23 protein-coding genes, 1 pseudogene and 1 riboswitch are annotated in these 26,009 nt (G+C 39.6%); of the genes and pseudogenes, 20 read left to right on the top strand and 4 right to left on the bottom strand.

Features of this window, described 5'->3' with window-relative positions; all coding sequences use genetic code 11:
• Window position 1 precedes the first annotated feature (1 nt).
• The 4 genes from HT689_RS04190 to HT689_RS04205 all read left to right on the top strand — a co-directional run bounded on the left by HT689_RS04190 (window position 2) and on the right by HT689_RS04205 (window position 5,571).
• Entirely contained in the window at window positions 2-1,888 is a 1,887-nt protein-coding gene (locus HT689_RS04190) for a DUF4838 domain-containing protein (RefSeq protein ID WP_173226200.1), read from the top strand.
• A gap of 167 nt (window positions 1,889-2,055) precedes the next feature.
• The gene (locus HT689_RS04195; RefSeq protein WP_000836780.1) at window positions 2,056-2,400 is read left to right on the top strand and encodes a PTS lactose/cellobiose transporter subunit IIA; all 345 of its coding nucleotides are present in this window, start codon (window positions 2,056-2,058) and stop codon (window positions 2,398-2,400) included.
• Window positions 2,401-2,409: 9 nt separating this feature from the next.
• Window positions 2,410-3,822: a 6-phospho-beta-galactosidase gene (lacG, locus tag HT689_RS04200; protein WP_173226202.1), complete on the top strand. Its 1,413-nt coding sequence runs from the start codon at window positions 2,410-2,412 to the stop codon at window positions 3,820-3,822.
• A 69-nt stretch (window positions 3,823-3,891) separates the two neighbouring features.
• A complete protein-coding gene (locus tag HT689_RS04205; RefSeq protein WP_173280803.1) occupies window positions 3,892-5,571 on the top strand; it encodes a PTS transporter subunit EIIC in 1,680 nt (559 codons plus the stop codon).
• A gap of 124 nt (window positions 5,572-5,695) precedes the next feature.
• Here HT689_RS04205 and HT689_RS04210 read toward each other — a convergent pair whose 3' ends face one another.
• Together HT689_RS04210 and trkA are read right to left on the bottom strand one after the other, a co-directional pair.
• On the bottom strand, window positions 5,696-7,135 hold the full coding sequence (locus HT689_RS04210; protein ID WP_173226205.1) for a TrkH family potassium uptake protein: 1,440 nt from the start codon (window positions 7,133-7,135) through the stop codon (window positions 5,696-5,698).
• 3 nt (window positions 7,136-7,138) lie between these two features.
• Entirely contained in the window at window positions 7,139-8,488 is a 1,350-nt protein-coding gene (gene trkA / locus HT689_RS04215) for a Trk system potassium transporter TrkA (RefSeq protein ID WP_173226207.1), read from the bottom strand.
• A gap of 187 nt (window positions 8,489-8,675) precedes the next feature.
• Here trkA and HT689_RS04220 point away from each other — a divergent pair, with 187 nt between their 5' ends.
• The 16 genes and pseudogenes from HT689_RS04220 (at window position 8,676) to rpsI (ending at window position 23,716) form a co-directional block, all read left to right on the top strand.
• A complete protein-coding gene (locus HT689_RS04220; RefSeq protein WP_173226209.1) occupies window positions 8,676-9,524 on the top strand; it encodes an S-adenosyl-l-methionine hydroxide adenosyltransferase family protein in 849 nt (282 codons plus the stop codon).
• A gap of 18 nt (window positions 9,525-9,542) precedes the next feature.
• Complete coding sequence (locus HT689_RS04225; protein WP_173226211.1) at window positions 9,543-10,091, top strand: ECF-type riboflavin transporter substrate-binding protein; 549 nt, start codon at window positions 9,543-9,545, stop codon at window positions 10,089-10,091.
• Between the two features lie 237 nt (window positions 10,092-10,328).
• Window positions 10,329-12,011 (top strand): ABC transporter ATP-binding protein, encoded by a 1,683-nt coding sequence (locus HT689_RS04230; protein ID WP_173280805.1) that lies wholly within the window; start codon window positions 10,329-10,331, stop codon window positions 12,009-12,011.
• Window positions 11,996-12,826: an energy-coupling factor transporter transmembrane component T gene (locus HT689_RS04235; protein WP_173280807.1), complete on the top strand. Its 831-nt coding sequence runs from the start codon at window positions 11,996-11,998 to the stop codon at window positions 12,824-12,826. The genes HT689_RS04230 and HT689_RS04235 overlap by 16 nt, the downstream gene beginning before the upstream one ends.
• Window positions 12,827-13,018: 192 nt before the next feature.
• Window positions 13,019-13,522: a tRNA (cytidine(34)-2'-O)-methyltransferase gene (locus HT689_RS04240; RefSeq protein ID WP_000181388.1), complete on the top strand. Its 504-nt coding sequence runs from the start codon at window positions 13,019-13,021 to the stop codon at window positions 13,520-13,522.
• Between the two features lie 59 nt (window positions 13,523-13,581).
• A riboswitch (FMN riboswitch) is annotated at window positions 13,582-13,816 on the top strand.
• Window positions 13,817-13,979: 163 nt separating this feature from the next.
• Window positions 13,980-14,543, top strand: a complete 564-nt coding sequence (locus tag HT689_RS04245; RefSeq protein ID WP_000185834.1) for an ECF transporter S component — start codon at window positions 13,980-13,982, stop codon at window positions 14,541-14,543.
• Window positions 14,533-15,183, top strand: a complete 651-nt coding sequence (locus HT689_RS04250; RefSeq protein ID WP_240148127.1) for a phosphatase PAP2 family protein — start codon at window positions 14,533-14,535, stop codon at window positions 15,181-15,183. The genes HT689_RS04245 and HT689_RS04250 overlap by 11 nt, the downstream gene beginning before the upstream one ends.
• Window positions 15,184-15,210: 27 nt before the next feature.
• Window positions 15,211-15,553 (top strand): annotated as a pseudogene (locus HT689_RS04255) (chromosome partitioning protein ParB).
• 4 nt (window positions 15,554-15,557) lie between these two features.
• Window positions 15,558-16,007, top strand: a complete 450-nt coding sequence (locus HT689_RS04260; RefSeq protein WP_173226357.1) for a GNAT family N-acetyltransferase — start codon at window positions 15,558-15,560, stop codon at window positions 16,005-16,007.
• Between the two features lie 270 nt (window positions 16,008-16,277).
• A complete protein-coding gene (gene pheS, locus HT689_RS04265; protein ID WP_000103745.1) occupies window positions 16,278-17,324 on the top strand; it encodes a phenylalanine--tRNA ligase subunit alpha in 1,047 nt (348 codons plus the stop codon).
• Window positions 17,324-17,833 carry a GNAT family N-acetyltransferase gene (locus HT689_RS04270; protein ID WP_173226217.1) on the top strand — a complete coding sequence of 170 codons (510 nt, stop codon included), beginning with the start codon at window positions 17,324-17,326 and terminating at the stop codon, window positions 17,831-17,833. Before pheS ends, HT689_RS04270 begins: the two co-directional genes overlap by 1 nt.
• Before the next feature lie 76 nt (window positions 17,834-17,909).
• Window positions 17,910-20,315: a phenylalanine--tRNA ligase subunit beta gene (gene pheT / locus HT689_RS04275; RefSeq protein ID WP_173226219.1), complete on the top strand. Its 2,406-nt coding sequence runs from the start codon at window positions 17,910-17,912 to the stop codon at window positions 20,313-20,315.
• A gap of 237 nt (window positions 20,316-20,552) precedes the next feature.
• Entirely contained in the window at window positions 20,553-21,446 is an 894-nt protein-coding gene (locus tag HT689_RS04280) for an ABC transporter ATP-binding protein (protein ID WP_000895303.1), read from the top strand.
• Window positions 21,443-22,642 carry an ABC transporter permease gene (locus HT689_RS04285; RefSeq protein ID WP_173226221.1) on the top strand — a complete coding sequence of 400 codons (1,200 nt, stop codon included), beginning with the start codon at window positions 21,443-21,445 and terminating at the stop codon, window positions 22,640-22,642. Before HT689_RS04280 ends, HT689_RS04285 begins: the two co-directional genes overlap by 4 nt.
• A 216-nt stretch (window positions 22,643-22,858) precedes the next feature.
• Complete coding sequence (gene rplM, locus HT689_RS04290) at window positions 22,859-23,305, top strand: 50S ribosomal protein L13 (RefSeq protein WP_001044624.1); 447 nt, start codon at window positions 22,859-22,861, stop codon at window positions 23,303-23,305.
• Between the two features lie 18 nt (window positions 23,306-23,323).
• Window positions 23,324-23,716 (top strand): 30S ribosomal protein S9, encoded by a 393-nt coding sequence (gene rpsI / locus HT689_RS04295; protein ID WP_173226223.1) that lies wholly within the window; start codon window positions 23,324-23,326, stop codon window positions 23,714-23,716.
• Window positions 23,717-23,976: 260 nt separating this feature from the next.
• Here rpsI and HT689_RS04300 read toward each other — a convergent pair whose 3' ends face one another.
• The gene (locus HT689_RS04300; protein ID WP_173226359.1) at window positions 23,977-24,372 is read right to left on the bottom strand and encodes a tyrosine-type recombinase/integrase; all 396 of its coding nucleotides are present in this window, start codon (window positions 24,370-24,372) and stop codon (window positions 23,977-23,979) included.
• A 349-nt stretch (window positions 24,373-24,721) separates the two neighbouring features.
• Window positions 24,722-25,930: an ATP-binding protein gene (locus HT689_RS04305; RefSeq protein WP_173226225.1), complete on the bottom strand. Its 1,209-nt coding sequence runs from the start codon at window positions 25,928-25,930 to the stop codon at window positions 24,722-24,724.
• Window positions 25,931-26,009: the final 79 nt, after the last annotated feature.

Below are 26,009 nucleotides of genomic sequence, written 5' to 3' on the forward strand. Positions count from 1 at the left end.
GATGGTTATCAGAGTATTTGATCAGCAGAAAAATGCTTATTCTAGCTTTGCCTTAGAGGAATTAAGTTACTATATGAATCGGGTCTTTAAGACTGACATAGAACTTGTCGAGGAGAAGGAAGCGGATATTTTTGTAGGATTAGTCAATAAAGAGGATAGAAAAGACCATGTTCTTATCTCATTAGACAAGGGTAAGGGGAGAATTGAGTCTAATACAATTGTAGGTTTACTTATTGGAATTTACCGAATGTTTCATGAATTTGGGGTTGTGTATACTAGACCAGGGCGCGGACATGACTTTGTTCCAGAGTTACGATTTGAAGATTTTTTAGATAAAGAGCTATCTATAGATGAAACAGCCAGTTACTATCATAGGGGAGTATGTATAGAGGGAGCGGATTCATTTGAAAATATACTAGATTTTATTGATTGGCTACCTAAGATTGGGATGAACAGTTTTTTCATTCAGTTTGAAAATCCCTATTCTTTTTTGAAACGTTGGTATGAACATGAGTTTAATCCATACCTAAATAAAGAAAAATTCTCAAATGAATTAGTACAAGAATTGAGTGATAGGTTGGATAAAGAATTGCAAAAAAGAGGTCTTATTCATCATCGTGTTGGTCATGGATGGACAGGTGAGGTTTTAGGTTACTCTTCAAAATTTGGCTGGGAATCAGGTCTTAGTATTTCAGAGGAGAAGAAACCCTATGTCGCTGAAATAAACGGGAAACGAGAATTGTTTAATACGGCTCCGATTTTAACCAGCCTGGATTTTTCAAATCCAGATGTAGCTGATAAGATGGTAGAAATTATTACGGATTATGCCAAGAAAAGACCTGATGTGAATTACTTACATGTATGGTTGTCGGATGCTCGTAATAATATTTGTGAATGCGAAAACTGTAGACAAGAATTAGTTTCGGATCAGTATATTCGTATTCTCAATCAATTGGATAGGGCTTTAACGAGTGAGGGATTAGATACAAAGATTTGTTTTCTGCTTTATCATGAGTTGTTATGGGCACCTCGGAAAGAAAAATTAGATAATCCTGAACGCTTTACCATGATGTTTGCACCGATTACAAGAACATTTGAAATGAGTTATGCAGATGTAGATTTTGACAATTCCATACCTACGCCTAAACCTTATATGCGTAATAAAATTATACTTCCGAATTCTCTTGAGGAAAATTTATCTTATCTTTTTGAGTGGCAAAAAACATTTAAAGGAGATAGTTTCGTATATGACTATCCTTTAGGGCGTGCTCATTATGGCGATTTAGGCTATATGAAAATTAGTCAAACTATTTACAGAGATGTATCTTATCTTTCAAACCTACATTTGAACGGGTACATTTCGTGTCAAGAATTACGTGCCGGATTCCCTCATAATTTTCCTAATTATGTCATGGGGCAAATGCTCTGGAAGAAGACAAGAAGTTATGAAGAATTGATTGAAGAATACTTTTCTGCTTTGTATGGGGAAAATTGGCAGTCTGTTGTTGAATATTTAGAAAAATTATCTAGTTATTCCTCATGTGATTATTTTAATGCAATTGGCAGCCGTCAAAATGATGTTTTAGCGAATCATTATTATATAGCTTACAATCTAGCTGATAATTTTTTACCAATTATTGAGGAAAATATTTCTAAGTTATTAAATAGTCAAAAGGATGAATGGAAACAGCTCAGTTATCATCGTGAATATGTTGTTAAGATGGCGAAGGCTTTATATCTTCAAGCAACTGGAAAAACAAGGCAAGCTCAAGATGAATGGAGAAATGTGTTGAATTATATCCGTGGGCACGAATTACTATTCCAATCTAATTTGGATGTTTATCGTGTAATTGAAGTAGCAAAAAATTACGCTGGTTTCCACTTATAAATCATAAGTATAGAAAATGAACTAAGGTATTCAGAGAAGATTGATCCTAAATATTATGAAATTTAAGGATTTTTAAGATATTTAGGGTCAACTTTCTATTTGTATCGTAGCGAAGTCATTTTAATAATGATGTGTAAAAGATGGATCAAGATTGAGGAGGAAGAAAGATGAAATCAAAAGAAGAAATAAATATGCTTGGTTTTACAATTGTCGCTTACGCAGGAGATGCAAGGTCAGATTTGATGGATGCTTTGGCGTTTGCGAGAGATGGATATTTTGAACAGGCAAGAGAATTGGTTGAGTCTGCAAACGACTCAATAGTGTCTGCCCATCGAGAACAGACTAATTTATTAGCGGAGGAGGCATCTGGAGATAATTTTGAAGTGAGTTTTATCATGATTCATGGTCAAGATACTTTGATGACAACGATGCTATTGTATGATCAGGTAAAGTTTTTTATTGATGAATATGAACGAATTCGAAAGATTGAAGAACATATTGGTTTGCAATGAGGATTAGTCATGGAAAATTTACAGGTTAAAGCCTTACCGAAGGAGTTTTTATTAGGAGCTGCTACCGCTGCTTATCAAGTAGAGGGTGCAACTAGGGTAGATGGCAAAGGAATAAACATGTGGGATGTTTATTTGCAAGAAAATAGTCCGTTCTTACCAGATCCAGCTAGTGATTTTTATTATCGTTACGAAGAAGATATAGCCTTGGCGGCAGAACATGGTTTGCAGGCTTTGCGTTTATCTATTTCCTGGGTTCGCATATTTCCTGATATAGATGGGGAGCCGAATATATTGGCTGTTCAGTATTACCATAGAGTCTTTCAGTCCTGCTTAAAACATAATGTGATTCCGTTTGTTTCTTTACATCATTTTGATTCGCCTCAGAAAATGTTAGAAACAGGGGATTGGTTGAATAGAGAGAATATTGATCGTTTCATACGATATGCTCGCTTTTGTTTCCAAGAATTTACAGAAGTCAAGCATTGGTTTACAATCAATGAACTGATGTCTCTTGCTGCAGGTCAATATATAGGAGGTCAGTTTCCTCCGAATCATCATTTTCAATTATCTGAAGCAATTCAAGCGAATCATAACATGTTGTTGGCGCATGCTCTTGCAGTCCTCGAATTTCATCAATTAGGGATTGAGGGAAAGGTAGGTTGTATTCATGCGTTAAAGCCAGGCTATCCTATTGATGGGCAAAAAGAAAATATTTTGGCAGCTAAACGGTATGATGTTTATAATAATAAATTTCTATTAGATGGAACTTTTTTGGGCTACTACAGTGATGACACGCTTTTTCACTTGAATCAAATATTGGAAGCTAATAATTCTAGCTTTATTATAGAAGATGGTGACTTAGAAATTATGAAAAGAGCTGCACCTCTTAATACGATGTTTGGGATGAATTATTATCGTTCAGAATTTATTCGTGAATACAAAGGTGAAAATAGACAAGAATTTAATTCAACAGGAATAAAAGGACGGTCCTTTTTTAAATTAAATGCTCTAGGTGAATTTGTAAAAAAGCCTGGGATTCCGACAACAGATTGGGATTGGAATATTTATCCTCAAGGCTTATTTGATATGTTGCTTCGTATCAAAGAAGAATATCCTCAACATCCGGTCATTTATTTAACTGAAAATGGTACAGCCCTTAAAGAGGTTAAGCCAGAGGGCGAGAATGATATTATTGATGACAGTAAAAGAATCCGTTATATTGAGCAACATTTACACAAAGTTTTAGAGGCTCGAGATAGGGGAGTCAATATTCAAGGCTATTTTATATGGTCTTTGCAAGATCAATTTTCTTGGGCGAATGGCTACAATAAGCGATATGGTCTTTTCTTTGTTGATTATGAGACACAGAAGCGATATATTAAGAAAAGTGCTCTTTGGGTAAAAGTGCTAAAACGGAATTAAGGTTAGCGATTTGACTGATGTTTAATATATTTTAACTATGAGCTTAAATTTTTTACAGGAGGAGTTTTTATGGATAAGTTAGTCGCTGCCATTGAAAAGCAACAAGGGAAATTTGAAAAAATTTCTACTAATAATTATATGATGGCTATTAAAGATGGATTCATTGCTACTATGCCTTTAATTATGTTTTCAAGCTTTTTGATGATTATTATTATGATTCCTAAAAATTTCGGAGTAGAGTTACCGAGTCCAGCTATTGTCTGGATGAGGAAAGTGTATATGCTAACCATGGGAGTTTTGGGTGTTATTGTTTCAGGGACAGTTGCAAAGTCATTGGCTGGAAATGTTAATAGAAAAATGCCTCCTGGAAAGGTAATAAATGATACTTCTGTAATGTTGGCAGCCATATGTAGTTATCTGGTATTAACTGTAACGCTTGTAGTTGATGAGAAGACGGGATCTACAAGTTTGTCGACAAACTATTTAGGATCTCAAGGATTGATAACTTCGTTTGTCAGTGCCTTTATTACTGTAAATGTTTACCGATTATGTATTAAGCGAGACATTACTATTCATTTACCTAAGGAAGTTCCTGGAGTTATATCCCAAGCTTTTAGAGATATTTTTCCTTTTTCTTTTGTTTTACTTATTAGTGGTTTGTTAGATATTGTATCTCGGTTTAGTTTAGATGTTCCTTTTGCCCAAGTATTTCAACAACTATTGACCCCTATTTTTAAGGGGGCAGAATCATATCCTGCTATGATGTTGATTTGGTTTATGTGTGCTTTGCTTTGGTTTGTTGGAATTCATGGGCCATCTATTGTCTTACCTGCTGTTACAGCTTTACAGCTGAGCAATATGGAAGAGAATGCTCAACTTCTTGCAAATGGGCAGTTCCCTTATCATTCTTTAACACCTAATTTCGGGAATTATATCGCTGCTATTGGAGGAACGGGGGCTACCTTTGTTGTACCATTTATTTTGATTTTCTTTATGCGGTCTAAACAATTAAAATCGGTAGGTAAAGCTACAATTACTCCTGTTTTATTTGCTGTAAATGAACCTCTTCTATTTGGTATGCCTGTTATTTTGAATCCCTATTTTTTTGTCCCTTTTTTGATGACTCCACCAGTGAATGTATTTCTAGGAAAGGTCTTTATTGATTTCTTTGGAATGAATGGATTTTATATCCAGTTACCTTGGGCCTTTCCTGGTCCATTGGGATTGTTAATTGGAACGAATTTTCAACCTATATCCTTTGTATTTTTATCTTTGATTTTAGTTGTCGACATATTGATTTATTTGCCATTCTGTAGAGCGTATGATAGACAGTTACTGATGAAAGAAGATGTTGCAAGCTCAAATGATATTATTTTAGAGGAGGATACAAGTGAAATAATGCCTGGTGAGTTAGATGAAATAAAAAGTAAGGAGTTGAAAGTACTGGTTCTTTGTGCAGGATCTGGAACAAGTGCGCAATTAGCCAATGCAATTAACGAGGGCGCTCAATTAGCAGAAGTTAGAGTGATTGCGAATTCAGGAGCGTACGGAGCTCACTATGATATTATGGGTATTTATGATTTGATCATTCTGGCTCCACAAGTTCGGAGTTATTATAGAGAGATGAAGGTGGATGCAGAAAGATTAGGTATTCAGATAGTTGCTACCAGAGGAATGGAATATATTCATTTAACAAAGAATCCAAGTAAAGCCTTACAATTTGTATTGGAGCATTACCAAGCTGTGTAGTAAGTTTTTCCATCTTTTATTTGAGTAAGGACTTTGCTTACAGACAGGCTTGGATTTAAAAACGTTCCCCCTTTTTAATATAAAAATCCCTCTTTCACAATTGTAAAAAGAGGGATTTTGTATTTTATCTCTTAGACCAAGTTCTCTTCATAAAGAGAAGTAGGATTGGGTAAATCTCCAAGCGGCCTGCAATCATTGCAAAGGAGAGGAGAATTTTTGAGATAGGACTAAAGATTGAGAAACTAGAAGTAGTTCCTAGAATAGGCCCGATATTATTGAAACAGCTGAAGACAGCGCTGGTCACAACCAGAAAATCATTGCTATCTAGGCTGACAATAAAGATAAGGGATAGCAAAATCATAGAATAGATGACAAAGTACTTGAGAATCTTATGCTGGGTATCTTTGTCAATTACCGTTTTATTAACATGGAGGGTCAAAACACGGTGGGGCGATAGGATTGATAAAATCTGATTTTTAGCAATTTTTGAAAGGATTAGGCCTCGGATAACCTTGAGTCCACCTGCGGTTGATCCAGCAGAGCCACCGATTCCCATGAGGAAGAGAAGGATAAACTGGGAGAAGAGGGGCCAGTTGGTAATGTCTCCGTAACCAAAACCAGTCGTTGTAATGATATTGGAAACCTGGAAGAAGGCCATTTCAAAACTCTTTGAAAATCCTGGATAGAGATAGAGGGTATTAAGGCTAATCAAGCCTGTAGAAAGCAGAACAATGACCAAGTAAGCACGAAGTTCCTCGTCACCAAAGAAGGCTTTGACGCGACGGAGCATGAGGTAGTAGTAGAGATTGAAATTTACCCCAAAAACCAGAACTCCGATACTAACCAGATAGGTAATCAGTGAGCTGCCATAGTGGGCAATCCCGTCGTTATAGACGGTAAAGCCTCCTGTACCTGCTGTCCCCATAGCAATGACAAAACTATCAAATAGGGGCATGCCAGCCAGATAATAGATGATGACAAAGAGGGAGAAGAGAGCTAGATAAAGGAGATAGAGAATCTGGGCAGTGTTTTTTAGTTTGGATACTACTTTACCAAAAACAGGGCCAGGAACCTCAGCCTTCATCACTTCTAGGTGACTATTCTTGGCATTATCCATAATAGCAAGTGCAAAAACAAGCACTCCCATCCCTCCAATCAAGTGGGTAAAACTTCGCCAGAAGAGGAGGGAACGACTGAGGACCGAAACGTCGTTCAAAATACTTGCTCCAGTAGTTGTAAAGCCAGAACTGATTTCAAAAAAGGCATCGATAACGCTGGGAATTTGCTTAGCAAAAACAAAGGGGAGACCGCCAAAGAAGGACCAAAGGATCCAACAGAGGGCAACAATCAAGACTCCCTCCTTGGCATAAATCCGTTGATTTTTGGGCTTTTGTAAAATTCCTGAACCGCCTAGTAATACGAGAATCCCTATTGTTGAAAAGAGGGCCGTAAAGACTTGGCTCGATTCACGGTAATAGAGAGCGACAGACACAGGAACCAAAAGAAGAACAGCTTCAATCAAAAGTAATTTTGAAAGGAGGTAACGAATCATACTTTTATTCATTTCTTACCTCGCGATCAAGTCATAAATCTTGGTGATGTTTGGCAACAAGGTTGTTACTAGGAGCTTGTCTCCAACTTCCAACATATCCTCCCCAGTAGGGAAAATAGTCTTGCCCTTTCGAATGATGGCTGCTATAAGAACCCCTTTTTTTAGTTTTAGTTGAGAAAGAGGTTTGGCAGTCATTTTATTAGCTTCCTTGATATGAAATTGCAGGGTTTCGATTTGGCCATTGGCTAGATGGTGCATGGCCTGAAGGTCTGAATACTGGGCATTAACCCGACCACGAATAAAGTGCATAATCGTATCTACAGCGATGCTTTTAGGTGTGATGATACTTGAAAAATCAGGCGCATTGATAATCTCGAGGAGACTGGTACGATTGACCTTGGTGATATTTTTTTGTACACCTACCCTGTCAAGGAACATAGAGGTAATCAGATTTTCCTCATCGACCCCTGTTAGAGTCGCAACGGCATCATAGTTTTGAGCACTTTCTTCCAGCAGGATATCTTTTGCGGTACCATCTCCTTGAACGATGTAGAGGTTTGGGAATTTCTCGCTAAAGAAGCTAGCGATTTCAGGATTGATTTCAATAACCTTGGTATCGATACGACTGTCTTTGAGGATACCTAGTAGATAATAGGCAATTCTACCAGCTCCAACAATAAGAAGGCTCTTCACGGCACGAGACTTGAAATAATTATGGAAGAGCATCATGTCAACACGGTTACCAGTGACAAAGATTCTATCTTTATCCTGTACAGTCATGTCACCGCTTGGGATGATAATTTGATGATCCCTCTCTATAGCGCAGACAATGACATTGCCAAATTTTTTCCGAAAATCAGAAATGGGCATTTGGCAAAGACCGCTGGAAGATTTAACAGTGAATTCCATCAAGCTGACCCGTCCACCAAAGAAACGTTCGACAGAGAGAGCATTTGGGAAGTCAATGATATTAGCAATAGCGCGGGCAGCCAAGAGCTCAGGATTAACAATAAGAGAAAAACCGAGAATATTCTTTTCTTTGAAATAAGAGTTAGAATATTCAGGATTCCGCACCCGAACGATGGTCTCTTTAGCTCCCATTTTTTTGGCTAGAACTGCTGCGATCATGTTGACTTCATCGTATTCAGTCAGGGTGATAAAGATATCACAATCTTGGACGCTGGCTTGCTCAAGAATGGCAAAATCGGCCCCGTTACCAAGGATACCAATGATATCAAAGCGACTGACAATATGATTGAGAACAGCTTCGTCTTGCTCAATCAGCAAAACATCGTGCTTTTCTGCAACCAAGGAGCGACAGAGGGCAAAACCAACTTTTCCCCCTCCGACAAGGATAATTTTCATAATAAAACCTACTTTTTCATGATGTAACTATCATACCTTTTTTCAAGAAAAAATGCACCTACTAGCTAATAACAAGAGCTTTTAGTGAAATTTTGCTATAAGGTAAAACTATACCCTAATCAATTGAAATAGCTATTAGCACCTTTCTCTGAAATATGGTATGATAAAGGGTATATGAGGAGACAAAATGAATAATAATTTACTGGTATTACAATCAGACTTTGGTCTGGTAGATGGTGCGGTATCGGCTATGATTGGAGTGGCTTTAGAAGAGTCTCCAACCTTAAAAATCCATCACTTGACGCACGATATCACGCCTTATAATATTTTTGAGGGGAGCTATCGTCTCTTTCAGACGGTGGATTACTGGCCTGAGGGAACAACTTTTGTATCTGTTGTCGATCCAGGTGTCGGTTCGAAACGTAAGAGCGTGGTTGCCAAGACTGCCAAAAATCAATACATTGTCACGCCAGACAATGGGACGCTTTCTTTTATTAAGAAACACGTTGGCATTGTAGCTATTCGTGAGATTTCTGAGGTGGCCAATAGACGGCAAAATACAGAGCATTCTTATACTTTCCACGGTCGGGATGTCTACGCCTATACTGGAGCTAAACTAGCCAGTGGTCACATTACTTTTGAGGAAGTGGGACCAGAGCTCAGTGTAGACCATATTGTAGAGCTTCCAGTCGTAGAGACCATCATTGAAGATCATCTGGTGAAGGGAGCCATTGATATTCTGGATGTGCGTTTTGGTTCGCTCTGGACCTCTATCACACGGGAAGAATTTTACAAACTGGAACCAGCATTCGGTGATCGTTTTGAAGTGACTATCTATCATGCAGATATGCTGGTCTATCAAAATCAGGTTGTCTATGGCAAATCATTTGCGGATGTGAGAATTGGGCAACCCATCCTTTACATCAACTCTCTCTATCGTTTAGGTTTAGCTATCAACCAAGGTTCTTTTGCCAAGGCCTATAATGTGGGTGTCGGTTCATCTTGGACCATTGAAATAAAGAAAATAGAAGGATAAAATAGGAGAATAAATAGTATGGAAATCAAATTTACAATTAAACAAGTTGTTGCTGTCGGAATTGGCGCTGCCCTCTTTGTCGTCATCGGGATGATCAATATTCCGACCCCTGTTCCAAATACAAGCATCCAGCTTCAGTATGCGGTACAAGCGCTACTTTCTATTATTTTTGGACCGATTATCGGTTTGCTTGTCGGGTTGATTGGTCATGCAATCAAGGACACTCTTGCTGGATATGGTCTGTGGTGGACTTGGATTATCGCTAGTGGACTTTTTGGTCTAGTTGTGGGGCTATTTAGAAAGTACGTTCGCGTGATCAATGGTGTCTTTGACTGGAAAGATATTCTTATTTTTAACCTCATTCAACTACTTGCAAATGCCCTTGTTTGGGGTGTCTTGGCACCACTTGGAGATGTTGTGATTTATCAAGAAGCGGCAGAAAAAGTATTTGCTCAAGGGATTGTTGCGGGAATTGCTAATGGTGTATCTGTAGCTATTGCAGGAACTCTTCTCTTGCTTGCCTATGCAGGAACTCAAACTCGTGCAGGAAGTTTGAAAAAGGACTAAAATGATGGGGAAGGCTGGGCAACCTACGGCTAGCTTCCTGGTTTGCTCTTTGATTTTCATTGAGTATAAAATGATGGGGAAGGCTGGGCAACCAGTCTTTTTCGATGTTTATAGATTAGTGAGGCAAGTAAGCTAGGATAAGAATCTTTTGGGCGCTAAGATTTTAAGAGAAGAGACTGCAAGAAGGGCTTGATTTATGATAAAATAGAAGTCTAAGAAGCGAATGAAGAGAGTAAGATGAAAGAAGCTATAATTGAGTGGAAGGATTTCTCTTTCCGGTATGAAACACAACAAGAACCGACCTTGCAAGGGGTGGACTTGACCATTTACAAGGGAGAGAAAGTCTTAATTGTTGGGCCATCTGGGTCAGGTAAGTCTACCTTGGGTCAGTGTTTGAATGGGATTATTCCCAATATTTACAAGGGTCAAACGTCTGGAGAATTTTTGATCAAGGGCCAAGCCGCCTTTGATATGAGCATCTATGATAAATCTCATCTAGTCAGCACAGTTTTACAGGATACAGATGGGCAGTTTATCGGTTTATCCGTGGCAGAGGATTTGGCTTTTGCTCTGGAAAATGATGTGAAAGCTCTAGATGAGATGAAAAGTCGTGTTCATAAATGGGCTGAAAAGCTGGACCTTCTTTCTTTACTGTCTCAGCGTCCTCAGGATTTGTCTGGTGGTCAAAAGCAGCGAGTTAGTCTAGCTGGTGTCTTGATTGATGAGAGTCCGATTCTCCTGTTTGATGAGCCACTCGCCAATCTAGATCCCAAGTCAGGTCAGGATATTATCGAATTGATTGATCAGATTCATAAGGAGGAGGGGACGACGACTCTTATTATCGAGCACCGTTTGGAGGATGTTCTGCATCGCCCTGTCGATCGGATTGTCTTGATAAACGATGGTCGTATCCTCTTTAATGGGAGTCCTGACCAGTTACTGGCGACTGATTTATTGACCCAAAATGGGATTCGGGAACCCCTTTATCTAACGACTCTCCGTCAATTAGGTGTGGATTTAGCTAAGGAAGAACAATTAGCAAATTTGGACAATTTGTCTATCTCAAAAGGTCAGGTTCAGCTGCAGAATGAACTGGCAAAAGACCCCCCAGAATTGACGTCACTTTTTAGACTAGAGGATGTTTCTTTTTCTTATGATGATAGACCGATTTTAAAATCCCTACATTTAGATATTAAAAAGGGTGAAAAGATTGCCATTGTCGGAAAAAATGGAGCAGGGAAATCAACTCTAGCCAAGGCCATAAGTAGCTTTATCCAGACGGAAGGTCGCTATCTGTGGGAAGGGCAGGATATCAAAGGAGATTCTGTTGCAGAGCGGGCGGAACGAGTAGGCTATGTGCTGCAAAATCCCAATCAAATGATTTCAGCCAATATGATTTTTGATGAGGTGGCTCTGGGACTACGTTTGCGAGGTGTGGACGAGCAGGAAATTGAAACGAGAGTCTATGAAACCTTGAGAATTTGTGGTCTCTATGAATTCCGTAATTGGCCCATTTCTGCCCTGTCATTTGGTCAGAAAAAACGTGTGACTATTGCATCGATTTTGGTCTTAGGGGCTGAAATTATTCTCTTAGATGAACCGACAGCAGGTCAAGACCAGAAGAACTATACTGAGATTATGGAATTTCTCGAAGAACTGCATCAAAAAGGGCATACCATTGTCATGATTACGCATGATATGCAATTGATGCTGGATTATTCAGACCGAGCCCTTGTCATGGTGGATGGGGAATTGATTGCTGATACTGATCCAGCTAGTCTGTTGAGCAATCCTGAGCTGTTAGTAAAAGCCAATCTAAAAGAAACTTCAATCTTCAACTTGGCTAAAAAACTAGACGTGGATCCACTTGCTTTAACGGCATTTTACAAAGAAAGGAGAGAAGGATGCAAGCTAAATTAATCGGTTACCAGCACAGAGATACTGTGATTCATCGCTTGTCAGGAGCTGGAAAACTTCTCTTTTTCATCCTCGTGTCATTGGCGGCCATGATTAGCTATGATACCAGACTGCTTGTTCTGATTGCCATCTTTTCGGTCTTTCTCCTCTATTTGTCAGAAATCCGTTTTAAAGATGTTTCCTTTGTAGCAGTTTTTGCGACGGTATTTGCCGTTTTAAACGTCTTGATGGTCTATCTCTTTTCTCCCGAGTATGGGGTTGGACTTTACGGAGAGAGAAGTGTGATTTGGCAGGGAATCGGTGCCTACACTCTGACCAGCCAAGAGCTCTTTTATCTGCTAAATTTGGCCATTAAGTACCTTTGCACCATTCCTCTGGCTATTATCTTTTTGATGACAACCCACCCTAGTCAGTTTGCTTCCAGTTTAAATCAAATTGGTGTGCCTTACAAGATTGCCTATTCAGTCAGCCTGACTTTGCGCTATATTCCAGATTTGCAGGAAGAATTCTTTACCATCAAGATGTCTCAGGAAGCGCGTGGGATGGAATTATCCAAGAAAGCTTCTCTTATGCAACGAATCAAAGGCAATCTGCGCATTATCACGCCCTTGATTTTTAGCTCGCTAGAACGCATTGATACCATCGCGACCGCCATGGAACTTCGCCGCTTTGGGAAAGAGAAAAAACGCACTTGGTATAGTTATCAGGCCTTGAAAAAAGGAGATTATATTACCTTGCTCTTGGCAGCTGTATTTTTAGTAGCTAGTTTACTACTTATCTTGCAGAATTACGGACGATTTTACAACCCTTGGAAATAGCTTGAAAAAATTGAAAAAATCAAGTCGTTTCTATTGACAATGATTCTGAAAGTGTTATACTAAGAAAGTAGTTTCGCTGATTTACTTCAAACCTGTTGTGAGGTAAGTTAACGATGCCTTAACCACGCTGTTTGCTGAGCTTGACTCCGGGCAGTGTGGCTATTTTTTTGCAATGGTGAAAGGAAGCAAGTCATGACAAATCACATTGTATTATTTGAACCTCAAATTCCACAAAATACAGGTAATATCGCGCGTACTTGCGCTGCGACCAATTCTCCTCTCCACATCATCAAGCCTATGGGCTTTCCTATCGATGACCGCAAGATGAAGCGGGCTGGATTGGATTATTGGGATAAGCTAGAGATTTATTTTTACGAGAGTTTGGAAGATTTTATGTCCCAGATGAAGGGAAAACTCTATCTGATTTCGAAATTCGCGGAAAAAGTCTATTCTGAGGTGGATTTATCGACTGACGAGGACCACTATTTTCTCTTTGGACGTGAAGACAAGGGTTTGCCGGAGGACTTTATGCGCGAACATCCTGAGAAAGCTCTTCGTATTCCTATGAATGATGAACACGTTCGCAGTCTCAATGTGTCTAATACCGTCTGCATGATTGTCTATGAGGCTCTCCGCCAGCAGAATTTTGCAGGTCTTGAGCTCGTTCATACCTATGAAGTGGATAAATTGAAATAAAAAATGAAAATGAAAATAAACAAAATGCTTGCGCTTGCAAGCGTTTTTTGTTATGATAAAAGAGTCTTCAGGGCAGGGTGTGATTCCCGACCGGCGGTGACTTTAACTAGGAAATGATCTTTTCCTTTTATACTTTGTTGACAAGCTTTGCCTAACCAGAAGTTATGCCTACAGCTTGTCGCCTAGTCTAAAAGAAAAATCTCTATTTCCTTCTCTTTAAAGAAGTCCGCGAGCGCAAGCTGATGTGGTGAGATTCCACAACCGACAGTATAGTCTGGATGGGAGAAGACGAAAGAATAGCTTTGTCTGTTCTGATAGATTTATAGCTAAACTGTAACCGCTTGCTTGAATTTCCTTAATAGAGTGAGAGGGAACTTTTGGGATATAAAAAGTGAGAATAGATAGAGGAATCCTTTCTAACTTCTTCTGATTTTATAGAAAATTGGAGGAACCTGTTATGACAAACACACGTAGACTTTCGACCATTGCGATTTTATCAGCCATCTCATTTGTGCTGATGTACTTTGACTTTCCGCTTTTACCAGCGGCGTCCTTCCTCAAGATCGAATTTAGTATCTTGCCAGTCCTTGTTGGTCTGGTGGTCATGGATTTGCCTGCTGCTCTAGGAGTTCTCTTGCTTCGCTCACTCTTGAAATTGCTTCTTAACAGTCAGGGAGTGAATACTTACATTGGCTTGCCTATGAATATCGTAGCTTTGGGAGTTTTTGTCATCGTATTTGCTTTGATTTGGAAAAAGGAACGGACAACCCTTCGTTTCCTACTAGGCTCTCTAGCTGGGACTATTGGTTTAACTGTGGCAATGTTGGTTCTCAACTATGTTTACGCTGTTCCTTTGTACGCTAAGTTTGCTAACTTTGATATTGGAAAAATTTTGGGACTTTCCAACTACCTAATGACTATGGTGTTGCCTTTTAACTTGATTGAGGGTGTCATCTTTTCCGTTTCATTCTGGTTGTTGTATGTTCTCTTGAAACCAACCTTGAAACATTATGAGAGATAAACAAACATTTTTAATGAAGGGCAGTTTTGCCCTTTTACTTTTCGTTATTCTTGGTTACATGGTCAAATTTTACCCTGAAACGCTGGTCGGTTTTGACCAACCGATACAGACTGCCGTTCGAGGAGACTTGCCAGATTACTTGACTATTCTTTTCCGAGCCATCACACGCTTGATTGATATTCCGGTGATTATCACTTGGGTTGTCATTACAGCTTTTGTCTTTTATCGTAAGCGATGGAAGATAGAAAGTTTCTTCATGCTGGGAAATCTGGCTTTGGCAGGTCTTTTAATCGTGACCTTTAAAAATATCTACCAGCGCCCACGACCAGATATCTTACACTTGGTAGAGGAGAAGGGATTTTCCTTTCCAAGCGGCCATTCTCTGGCTGTAACCTTGATGGTCGGTTCTCTGATTGTCATTCTCAGTCAACGGATGAAAGATCCAGTCTGGAGAAAAGTAGTACAAATCGTCCTTGGCCTCTACCTAGTTAGTGTGCTGGTATCAAGAGTCTATCTAGGAGTTCACTACCCATCAGACGTCCTTGCCAGTCTCTGTCTGGGTTTGGGAGTCCTGTTTATCGAATTTCCCTTCTATGACAAGCTCCGCTTCCAATGGCGATTTAAAGGCAAGCAGAAGTGAGTATCAAATTCCCTTGAGGAGAAAGAAATGAAAGTCAGTATAGCAGATCTTCATCCTACTCAACTATATTTATCAGAAAAGAAACTGCTTGTTGATTACAGATGGGCATCACAGGGCTTATCAGACTTTATTGGCAGGTAGGGATACGATTTCTGCTGAGTGGGATAGAGATGGTGGTGATGAACTATATCATCTCTATGCGCAAGCCTGCGAAGAAAGAAAAATTTACTCTGTTCTGGATTTAAAAAATCATATCTTAGCTAAAAATGAGTATGAAGCAAAATGGTATAACTGGTGTGATGGTTTTAATCAAGCAGCAACTCTTTTGTTGAAAAGGAAAGCAGATGAAACGGATTTTACAAATAGATAATGCACTGCGTCTTGTTCCTTATTATAAGGTCAATCATTGTGAAGAAGCTTTTGCTTGGTATCAGGATGTGAACTTGGTTCACCTCGTAGATGGTGTGAAGAGACCTTATAGTCAAGAAACTTTGGAAGCTATGTATTCCCATTTGGATCAGCATGGTGAACTTTTTTGGATTGAAGTCAAGGAGAAGGGGGAATGGTTTCCAATTGGGGATGTTACACTATCTCAGGATAATCTCCCCATTGTGATTGGGAATTCCGATTACCAACATCGAGGACTTGGAAAAAAGATTCTAAGTGCTTTGATTGAATTGGCTCGAGTAAAAGGATGGAAAGAATTGAGAGTCAAGGAAATCTACACCTACAATCATGCTTCTAGGAGGTGTTTCAAGTCGCTTGGATTTGTGGAAAATGGAGCAACAGAAAAAGGAATGAGTTTTATATTGAAATTAGTCTAATCTAACTTGTTTTTTAACTAAAAATCTGATAAACTATGTAGTAATTGAATAGAAATCTGCAAGACTAGTAACTCAAGGGAAGTATATCAGGGAGGAGAGCCGTGACTGCAAGCTCTCTATATGAAAGCTGGGTGAATTCACTTGCGCATGGATTTAGAAATGAAGGTCTGACTTGTCAGATGAAAACGGATGGTACCGCGTGTCAACGCTCCGAGTGGAGTTTTTGGCATGTGGTTTTCTTTTTATCTACGAGCGACTGATGGAGGAATTATGTCAACTATTGAAGAACAATTAAAAGCGCTTCGCGAAGAAACGCTGGCTAGCTTGAAGCAGATTACTGCTGAAAATGAAAAAGAGATGCAAGAATTGCGTGTCTCAGTCCTTGGTAAAAAAGGTTCGCTCACTGAAATCCTCAAAGGGATGAAAGATGTCTCTGCTGAGATGCGTCCAATTATTGGGAAACACGTCAATGAAGCTCGTGATGTCTTGACAGCTGCTTTTGAAGAAACAGCTAAACTATTGGAAGAAAAGAAAGTCGCGGCTCAACTGGCTAGCGAGAGTATCGATGTGACACTTCCAGGTCGTCCAGTTGCGACTGGTCACCGTCATGTTTTGACACAAACCAGTGAGGAAATCGAAGATATTTTCATTGGGATGGGTTACCAAGTCGTGGATGGTTTTGAAGTGGAGCAAGACTACTATAACTTTGAACGTATGAACCTTCCCAAAGACCACCCAGCCCGTGATATGCAGGACACATTCTATATCACAGAAGAAATCTTACTCCGTACTCACACGTCTCCAGTTCAAGCGCGTGCTATGGATGCCCATGATTTTTCAAAAGGTCCTTTGAAGATGATCTCGCCAGGGCGTGTCTTCCGTCGTGATACGGACGATGCGACCCACAGTCACCAGTTCCACCAAATTGAAGGCTTGGTTGTTGGGAAAAACATCTCTATGGCTGACCTTCAAGGAACCCTTCAGTTGATTGTCCAAAAAATGTTCGGTGAAGAGCGTCAAATTCGTTTGCGTCCATCTTACTTCCCATTCACAGAGCCATCTGTTGAGGTGGATGTTTCTTGCTTCAAGTGTGGTGGAGAAGGCTGTAACGTATGTAAGAAAACTGGTTGGATCGAAATTATGGGGGCCGGTATGGTTCACCCACGTGTCCTTGAAATGAGTGGCATCGATGCGACTGTTTACTCTGGCTTTGCCTTTGGTCTTGGACAAGAGCGTGTAGCTATGCTCCGTTATGGAATCAACGATATCCGTGGATTCTACCAAGGAGATGTCCGCTTCTCAGAACAGTTTAAATAATGATTAGAAAAGTAGAAATGGCAGATGTTGAGGTGTTGTCCAAAATTGCCAAACAAACCTTTCATGAAACATTTGCTCATGATAATACGGAAGAGCAGTTACAGGAATACTTTGAAGAGGCTTATAGTCTGAGAACTTTGTCAACTGAGTTGGAAAATCCTGACTCCGAAACCTATTTCATTATGCATGAAGATGAGATAGCTGGTTTTCTCAAAGTCAACTGGGGAAGTGCTCAGACTGAGAGAGAATTAGAGGATGCTTTTGAAATTCAACGCCTCTATGTGCTACAAAAATTCCAAGGATTTGGACTAGGTAAGCAACTGTTTGAATTCGCTCTTGAACTTGCTACAAAAAATAGTTTTTCCTGGGTTTGGTTAGGTGTTTGGGAGCATAATACAAAAGCTCAAGCGTTTTATAATCGATATGGTTTTGAAAAATTTAGCCAACATCATTTTATGGTTGGTCAAAAAGTAGACACGGATTGGTTACTGAGAAAGAAATTAAGGTAAGAAGATGATTCTTCTATTGAAATGATAGGAAAGGAAAAGAACTAGAGTGGCAACTGTCATTCTGGAGAACTAAATTATGCTTGTATCTTATAAATGGTTAAAAGAATTGGTGGACATTGATGTGCCATCACAAGAGTTGGCTGAAAAAATGTCAACTACAGGGATCGAGGTCGAAGGTGTCGAATCACCTGCTGCTGGTCTCTCAAAAATTGTCGTAGGTGAGGTCTTGTCTTGCGAAGATGTGCCAGAAACTCACCTCCATGTTTGTCAGGTTAACGTTGGCGAAGAAGAAGCCCGTCAAATCGTCTGTGGTGCCCCAAATGTGCGTGCTGGTATCAAGGTTATGGTGGCTCTTCCAGGAGCTCGCATCGCTGACAACTACAAAATCAAAAAAGGGAAAATCCGCGGTCTTGAGTCACTTGGGATGATCTGTTCACTTGGTGAATTGGGAATTTCTGACTCAGTTGTGCCTAAGGAATTCGCAGATGGCATCCAAATCTTGCCAGAAAATGCCGTTCCAGGTGAGGAAGTCTTCTCATATCTAGACTTGGATGATGAAATCATCGAACTTTCAATTACACCTAACCGTGCAGATGCCCTTTCTATGCGTGGGGTGGCTCACGAAGTGGCAGCCATCTATGACAAGGCAGTCAACTTTAAAGAATTTACTCTTTCAGAAACTGACCAAGCTGCAGCAGATGCTCTTTCTGTCAGCATTGAGACAGACAAGGCGCCTTACTATGCCGCTCGTATCTTGGACAATGTGACTATCGCACCAAGTCCACAATGGTTGCAAAATCTTCTTATGAATGAAGGTATCCGTCCAATCAATAACGTAGTGGACGTGACCAACTATATCCTGCTCTACTTTGGTCAACCTATGCATGCTTTTGACTTGGACACCTTTGAAGGGACTGACATCCGTGTGCGTGAAGCGCGTGCTGGTGAAAAATTGGTGACTTTAGATGGTGAAGAACGTGACTTAGACGTGAATGACTTAGTTATAACTGTCGCAGACAAGCCAGTAGCCCTTGCAGGCGTCATGGGCAGTCAAGCAACAGAAATCTCTGAGAAATCTAGTCGTGTCGTCCTTGAAGCTGCAGTCTTCAACGGAAAATCTATCCGCAAGACCAGTGGTCGCCTGAATCTTCGTTCTGAGTCATCTTCTCGCTTTGAAAAAGGCATTAATGTGGCAACTGTTAACGAAGCCCTTGATGCGGCGGCTAGCATGATTGCAGAACTTGCAGGTGCGACGGTGCGCAAAGGCATCGTTTCAGCAGGTGAACTTGATACTTCTGATGTGGAAGTTTCTTCAACCCTTGCTGATGTTAACCGTGTCCTTGGTACAGAACTTTCTTACGCGGATGTAGAAGACGTCTTCCGTCGTCTTGGATTTGGCCTTTCTGGAAATGCAGACAGCTTTACAGTCAGCGTTCCACGTCGTCGCTGGGATATCACTATCGAAGCAGACCTCTTTGAAGAAATCGCTCGTATCTATGGATATGATCGCTTGCCAACCAGTCTTCCAAAAGATGACGGTACAGCTGGTGAATTGACAGCCACACAAAAACTCCGCCGTCAAGTTCGTACTATTGCTGAAGGGGCAGGTTTGACAGAAATCATCACCTACGCTTTGACAACTCCTGAAAAAGCAGTTGAGTTTACGGCTCAACCAAGTAACCTTACTGAACTCATGTGGCCAATGACCGTGGATCGTTCAGTCCTCCGTCAAAATATGATTTCTGGTATCCTAGATACAGTTGCTTACAATGTGGCTCGTAAGAACAAAAACTTGTCTCTTTACGAGATTGGAAAAGTCTTTGAACAAACAGGCAATCCAAAAGAAGAACTTCCAAATGAGATTAATAGCTTTGCCTTTGCTTTGACAGGATTGGTTGCTGAAAAAGATTTCCAAACAGCAGCAGTTCCAGTTGATTTCTTCTATGCTAAGGGAATCCTTGAAGCGCTCTTTACTCGTTTGGGACTTGCAGTGACTTATACAGCAACATCTGAAATCGCTAGCCTTCATCCAGGTCGTACAGCTATGATTTCACTCGGTGACCAAGTTCTTGGTTTCCTTGGCCAAGTGCATCCAGTCACTGCCAAGGCTTACGATATTCCAGAAACTTATGTAGCAGAGCTCAACCTTTCAGCCATCGAAGCAGAGCTTCAGCCAGCTGCTCCATTTGTGGAAATCACGAAATTCCCAGCAGTTAGCCGTGACGTTGCCCTTCTCCTCAAGGCAGAAGTGACTCACCAAGAAGTTGTGGATGCTATCCAAGCTGCCGGTGTGAAACGTTTGACAGATATCAAACTCTTTGACGTCTTCTCAGGCGAAAAATTGGGACTTGGTATGAAGTCAATGGCCTATAGCTTGACCTTCCAAAATCCAGAAGATAGCTTAACGGACGAAGCAGTCGCACGCTATATGGAAAAAATCCAAGCGTCTCTCGAAGAAAAAGTCAATGCAGAAGTGCGTTAAAATATCAATCCATCCTCCGGGGTGGATTTTTTCTTTTCAAATAACAATTCAGGATCAAAAATAGACAGTTGAGGAGCAGAGTGGATAAATTAAGTTTACTACTGTATAATGGATTTATCACTAAAAACGCTCCATGCCATATTTTACATAGCATTAGTCTTCTAAAAATGGACAGAAATCATTGTAAAGGCTATCAAAAAGGAGTATAATGAGTGCAAGACATTTCGGAGGTTAAAGATGCTCGAAGTAAGAAGTCTAGAGAAAAGTTTTGGATCCAAGCAAGTTTTGTTTGGTATTGACTTTCAAGCGCGACCAGGTCGTATTTTGGGATTAGTCGGAAAAAATGGTGCTGGGAAAACAACGATTTTCCACAGTATTTTGAAGTTTTTAGAATATCAAGGAGAAATCAGTCTGGATGGTCAGGATATCCGTCAGGAGACCTACGCTCGGATTGGCTATCTGCCTGAAGAACGCAGTCTCATGCCTAAATTGACAGTCCTTGAACAAGTTCGTTACTTGGCGACTCTAAAGGGCATGGATGCCAAGGAAGTTAAGGAAAAACTTCCTCAATGGATGAAGAGGTTGGAAGTGAAAGGGAAGCTGACAGATAAAATCAAGAGTCTGTCAAAAGGAAATCAGCAGAAGATTCAGCTCATCATTACTCTGATTCATGAACCAGACTTGATTATCTTGGATGAGCCTTTCAGTGGATTGGACCCAGTCAATACAGAATTGCTCAAACAAGTCATTTTTCAAGAAAAAGAACGTGGGGCAACCATTATCTTTTCTGACCATGTCATGACCAACGTCGAGGAGCTTTGTGACGATATTCTCATGATTCGAGATGGCCGTGTGGTCTTGCATGGACCAGTTCAGGATGTCCGCAATCAATACGGGAAAACACGTCTCTTTGTTTCAAGTGAACGAAGCAAGGAAGAATTGGAAAACCTTCCTCATGTTAAACAGGTGAGCTTGACCAAACAAGGCAGTTGGAAATTGATTTTGGAGGATGAGAGCGCTGGAAGGGAACTCTTCCCAATCTTGACTCAGGGGCAATATATCGCAACCTTTGACCAGCAAGCGCCAACAATCGATGAAATCTTTAAACTAGAATCAGGGGTGGAAGTATGAGAAATATGTGGGTTGTAATGAAGGAAACCTATCTTCGACATGTCAAATCGTGGAGTTTCTTCTTTATGGTGATTTCACCATTCTTGTTTATCGGTCTCTCTGGAGGAATTGGCTATCTCCAAGGCTCTTCAATGGCTAAAAATGATAAAGTGGCAGTAGTGACAACAGTGCCGTCTGTAGCAGAAGGACTGAAGAATGTAAATGGTGTTAACTTTGACTATAAAGACGAAGCAAGTGCCAAAGAAGCGATTAAAGATGAAAAATTAAAAGGCTATCTGACTATTGATCAAGAAGATAGTGTCTTGAAGGCAGTTTATCATGGCGAGACATCGCTTGAAAATGGAATTAAATTTGCAGTTACAGGTACACTCAATGAACTGCAAAATCAGCTTAATCGTTCAACGGCCTCCTTGTCTCAAGAGCAGGAAAAACGCTTAGCGCAGACAATTCAATTCACAGAAAAGATTGATGAAGCCAAGGAAAATAAAAAGTTTATTCAAACAATGGCAGCAGGAGCCTTAGGATTCTTTCTTTATATGATTCTGATTACCTATGCGGGTGTAACGGCTCAGGAAGTTGCCAGTGAAAAAGGCACCAAAATTATGGAAGTCGTCTTTTCTAGCATAAGGGCTAGTCACTATTTCTATGCGCGGATGATGGCTCTGTTTCTGGTAATTTTAACGCATATTGGGATTTATGTTGTAGGTGGACTTGCTGCCATTCTTCTCTTTAAAGACCTACCAATCTTGGCACAGTCTGGTATTTTGAATCACTTGGGAGATGCATTCTCATTGAATACATTGCTCTTTATTTTGGTCAGTCTCTTTATGTATGTCGTCTTGGCAGCCTTTCTAGGTTCTATGGTTTCTCGTCCTGAGGATTCAGGAAAAGCCTTGTCGCCTTTGATGATTTTGATTATGGGTGGTTTTTTTGGAGTGACAGCTTTAGGTGCAGCTGGTGACAATCTCATCTTGAAAATTGGTTCTTATATTCCCTTTATTTCGACCTTCTTCATGCCATTTAGAACCATTAATGGCTATGCAGGGGGAGCAGAAGCGTGGATTTCACTTGCTATTACAGTGATTTTTGCAGTGGTGGCAACAGGATTTATCGGACGCATGTATGCTAGCCTAGTCCTTCAAACGGATGATTTAGGGATTTGGAAAACATTTAAACGTGCCTTAGCTTATAAATAGAAGAGCCTCGCGAAAGCGAGGTTTTTTAGAGATAAAAAGAGTGGAATTTTAGAAAAATATTTTTCATATCTATTGACTTTTAGGGGTGAAATTTGGTATTATAGTAGGCGGTATTGTTTACCCCATTTGAAAGGCCCCGGAACCTTCCAAATACTTTTCGATGGGAAGGAACACCCATCACCGTAAACAAAAATCGAACTATATATAGGAGAAATCATGAACAAAACAACATTTATGGCTAAACCAGGCCAAGTTGAACGTAAATGGTACGTAGTTGACGCAACTGATGTACCACTTGGACGTCTTTCTGCAGTAGTTGCTAGCGTACTTCGCGGAAAAAACAAACCAACATTTACACCACACACTGATACAGGTGACTTTGTGATTGTTATCAATGCTGAAAAGGTTAAATTGACTGGTAAAAAAGCAACTGATAAAATCTACTACACTCACTCAAACCACCCAGGTGGATTGAAACAAATCTCTGCAGGTGAACTTCGTTCTAAAAATGCAGTACGTTTGATCGAGAAATCAGTTAAAGGTATGCTTCCACACAATACTCTTGGACGCGCTCAAGGTATGAAGTTGAAAGTATTTGTTGGAGCTGAGCACACTCACGCTGCACAACAACCAGAAGTTCTTGATATTTCAGGACTTATCTAAGGAAAGGAACAATAAAGTATGTCACAAGCACAATATGCAGGTACTGGACGTCGTAAAAACGCTGTTGCACGCGTTCGCCTTGTTCCAGGAACTGGTAAAATCATTGTTAACAAAAAAGATGTTGAAGAGTACATCCCACACGCTGACCTTCGTCTTGTCATCAACCAACCATTCGCAGTTACTTCAACTGCAGGTTCATACGACGTTTTCGTTAACGTTGTAGGTGGTGGATACGCTGGTCAATCAGGAGCTATCCGTCACGGTATCGCTCGTGCCCTTCTTCAAGTAGACCCAGACTTCCGCGATTCATTGAAACGCGCAGGACTTCTTACACGTGACTCACGTAAAGTTGAACGTAAGAAACCAGGTCTTAAGAAAGCTCGTAAAGCATCACAATTTAGTAAACGTTAATTCGAAAGAATTACTGTACTTACAAAGAGCACCTTTCGGGGTGTTCTTTTTTGTACTTTTTTACTAAATTGGTGCAATTGACACAGTTGTTGCGACTTTAGTCGCTTACAAATGTGGCTGCAACCTGACAAGGTCAGTTGCCTCAAAACGTTAATCAATACGATTATATCAACGTTTCAAAGCACTCAAGAGTTTACCTCAGGGGTGCTTTTTTTATGTTTTTTGAAAAAGTTCACCTCAAAGTTTACCTTATTTTCACCTTATTGTTTTAGAGACTTTAAAGCAAATTCACCTACTGTCATAGGAACTACATTAGAGGTATTTACATAAATCTGTGTTGTTCCTGTGTCACTGTGTGTTAAAGCTTCAGAAATAGCTTCTAAGCTCATTCCCTCTTGTTTGGCAAGTGTCGCTCCTGTATGTCGCAGTTTATGAGGTGTAGCATGTGCCAGCTCTTTATGTCGCTTTCTAATGCTTATCATTTTATTGTTTAGATAGTCAGCATGTAAAGGCTTATTGATATTTCCTTTTGTATCGATATATGTAAAAACAAATTGTTCTGGGTTACTGATGATACCAAATTTTGCTAGTTCATATTTTTGTTGCTCTTTCCAAGAGGTAAGAAGCTGAAGTAAGTCATTAGAAATAGAGAAAATAGGCTAGCAAAAACTCTATTTCAGGAGAAAATGAAGCAAATATTTCCATAATAAAACGCATAATATCAAGTTTTTCAACACCTGATACTATGCGTTTTTAGGATTTTAAAGCCTGATTGCTTGGTCTCTTTTTCATTATAGTTCCGTTTGATTTATAGTTTCATTAATTCTATGGAGATTCATCATTTTAAGTAATAATAGTTCTTACAGAAGTTAAAGATTCCATTTTATCCTTCAAGTGTCTGTATTAGATAATGTGTTCTAAATTCTTTATATCTTGTTAGGATTTGGGTAGAATCATTGATAACAGACTGTTGCAAATCTAGTTAGCTGTATGATTTATATTTATCTATTTTTCTAGTAACCAATCTATGATATTTTTTTTCTCAATTCCATTGTAATTTGCTGTTGGCTGAATCGTATCCATTGTTAATAGATACTTGGGGAATTGATCTTTAATGGCTTCTAGTGGTCTAAGTTCTCTTTCTAGTGTTTCTGGAGCAAGTGTTGTTTCACTGACTTGATAATAAGCGTAGTGACCAAGATCAGTTACAACAACAAAATCAACCTCATATTTATCTAAATTACCAACATATACTTGTGAATATCTACGTCTTAATTCCAAATATACAATATTTTCCAAGATATGCCCAATATCTTCTTTGGGGTCTGGCAATAAGAGGTGTCGTAAACCTAAATCAACGGGATAATATTTTTCTAAGCGTTGCAATAATGCTCTACCTTTTACATCAAAACGTGGAACGGAATAAAAAAGTAAACTGTCTGTCAAAGTCGTCAAATAATTTTCTAAAGTATTATGGGAGATTGAAACATTTTGGCTGACCAGGGTATTGCGAATCTTATTTGTTGATATTAAGCTACCTGTACTACTGAGAAGGGTTCGGACAATGCGCTCAATAATAGTAGGATTTGGATTTCCCAATCTAGTGACAATATCATTTAACAGTATGGAGTTATATATTCCTCTGAGATAGTCAATTTTTTCAGCGTAAGATGATGTTTGCAATAAGTAAGGGAAAGCACTAAAGAGATAATTGTTAAAAACTTCTGTTGTATTCAGATTCTCTGAGAGAGATTGACCTGATAGATATTCTTCAAATGACAAAGGAAGAACCTCTATCTCAACATACCGACCAGTCAAGTTTGTAGCTAATTGGCTACTCATAAAGTAGGCATTTGATCCAGTCAAATAGAGGTCAACATTTGGCAAGATGAATAGACTATCTGCTACCAGTTCAAATTTTTCAACATGTTGAATTTCATCTAAAAAGATATAGTATGTTTTCTCTCCAACTAACTGCCCTTTTATATAAGTGAATAATGTTTGAAAATGTCGCAGGTCATAATAACTTAGATCCTCAAAATTGATGAATATAATCTGATCCTCGTCTACCCCAGTTGCTAGTAACTCCTCTTTATAGAGTTGAAAGAGAACAGATTTACCAGCTCGTCTAACTCCATTCACAACCTTAATGATTTGTCGGTCACAATGTCTTCTTAAAAAGTCTAAATAATGTGGTCTTTTAATATAGTTCATAAAAGATACCTCAAAGATAGTATAATACAAATGAAGATTATTTTCAAATATTTAGAAATAAAGCGGAATGTATTTTATT

This window comes from Streptococcus sp. 2342 (assembly GCF_013276795.1).
GTDB lineage: Bacteria > Bacillota > Bacilli > Lactobacillales > Streptococcaceae > Streptococcus.

Excerpts from the sequence above, each read along its gene's own strand:
- HT689_RS04190 (WP_173226200.1), top strand. The coding sequence starts at position 2 with ATGGTTATCAGAGTATTTGATCAGCAGAAAAATGCTTATTCTAGCTTT.
- HT689_RS04195 (WP_000836780.1), top strand. The coding sequence starts at position 2,056 with ATGAAATCAAAAGAAGAAATAAATATGCTTGGTTTTACAATTGTCGCT.
- lacG (WP_173226202.1), top strand. The coding sequence starts at position 2,410 with ATGGAAAATTTACAGGTTAAAGCCTTACCGAAGGAGTTTTTATTAGGA.
- HT689_RS04205 (WP_173280803.1), top strand. The coding sequence starts at position 3,892 with ATGGATAAGTTAGTCGCTGCCATTGAAAAGCAACAAGGGAAATTTGAA.
- HT689_RS04210 (WP_173226205.1), bottom strand. The coding sequence starts at position 7,135 with ATGAATAAAAGTATGATTCGTTACCTCCTTTCAAAATTACTTTTGATT.
- trkA (WP_173226207.1), bottom strand. The coding sequence starts at position 8,488 with ATGAAAATTATCCTTGTCGGAGGGGGAAAAGTTGGTTTTGCCCTCTGT.
- HT689_RS04220 (WP_173226209.1), top strand. The coding sequence starts at position 8,676 with ATGAATAATAATTTACTGGTATTACAATCAGACTTTGGTCTGGTAGAT.
- HT689_RS04225 (WP_173226211.1), top strand. The coding sequence starts at position 9,543 with ATGGAAATCAAATTTACAATTAAACAAGTTGTTGCTGTCGGAATTGGC.
- HT689_RS04230 (WP_173280805.1), top strand. The coding sequence starts at position 10,329 with ATGAAAGAAGCTATAATTGAGTGGAAGGATTTCTCTTTCCGGTATGAA.
- HT689_RS04235 (WP_173280807.1), top strand. The coding sequence starts at position 11,996 with ATGCAAGCTAAATTAATCGGTTACCAGCACAGAGATACTGTGATTCAT.
- HT689_RS04240 (WP_000181388.1), top strand. The coding sequence starts at position 13,019 with ATGACAAATCACATTGTATTATTTGAACCTCAAATTCCACAAAATACA.
- HT689_RS04245 (WP_000185834.1), top strand. The coding sequence starts at position 13,980 with ATGACAAACACACGTAGACTTTCGACCATTGCGATTTTATCAGCCATC.
- HT689_RS04250 (WP_240148127.1), top strand. The coding sequence starts at position 14,533 with ATGAGAGATAAACAAACATTTTTAATGAAGGGCAGTTTTGCCCTTTTA.
- pheS (WP_000103745.1), top strand. The coding sequence starts at position 16,278 with ATGTCAACTATTGAAGAACAATTAAAAGCGCTTCGCGAAGAAACGCTG.
- HT689_RS04270 (WP_173226217.1), top strand. The coding sequence starts at position 17,324 with ATGATTAGAAAAGTAGAAATGGCAGATGTTGAGGTGTTGTCCAAAATT.
- pheT (WP_173226219.1), top strand. The coding sequence starts at position 17,910 with ATGCTTGTATCTTATAAATGGTTAAAAGAATTGGTGGACATTGATGTG.
- HT689_RS04280 (WP_000895303.1), top strand. The coding sequence starts at position 20,553 with ATGCTCGAAGTAAGAAGTCTAGAGAAAAGTTTTGGATCCAAGCAAGTT.
- HT689_RS04285 (WP_173226221.1), top strand. The coding sequence starts at position 21,443 with ATGAGAAATATGTGGGTTGTAATGAAGGAAACCTATCTTCGACATGTC.
- rplM (WP_001044624.1), top strand. The coding sequence starts at position 22,859 with ATGAACAAAACAACATTTATGGCTAAACCAGGCCAAGTTGAACGTAAA.
- rpsI (WP_173226223.1), top strand. The coding sequence starts at position 23,324 with ATGTCACAAGCACAATATGCAGGTACTGGACGTCGTAAAAACGCTGTT.
- HT689_RS04305 (WP_173226225.1), bottom strand. The coding sequence starts at position 25,930 with ATGAACTATATTAAAAGACCACATTATTTAGACTTTTTAAGAAGACAT.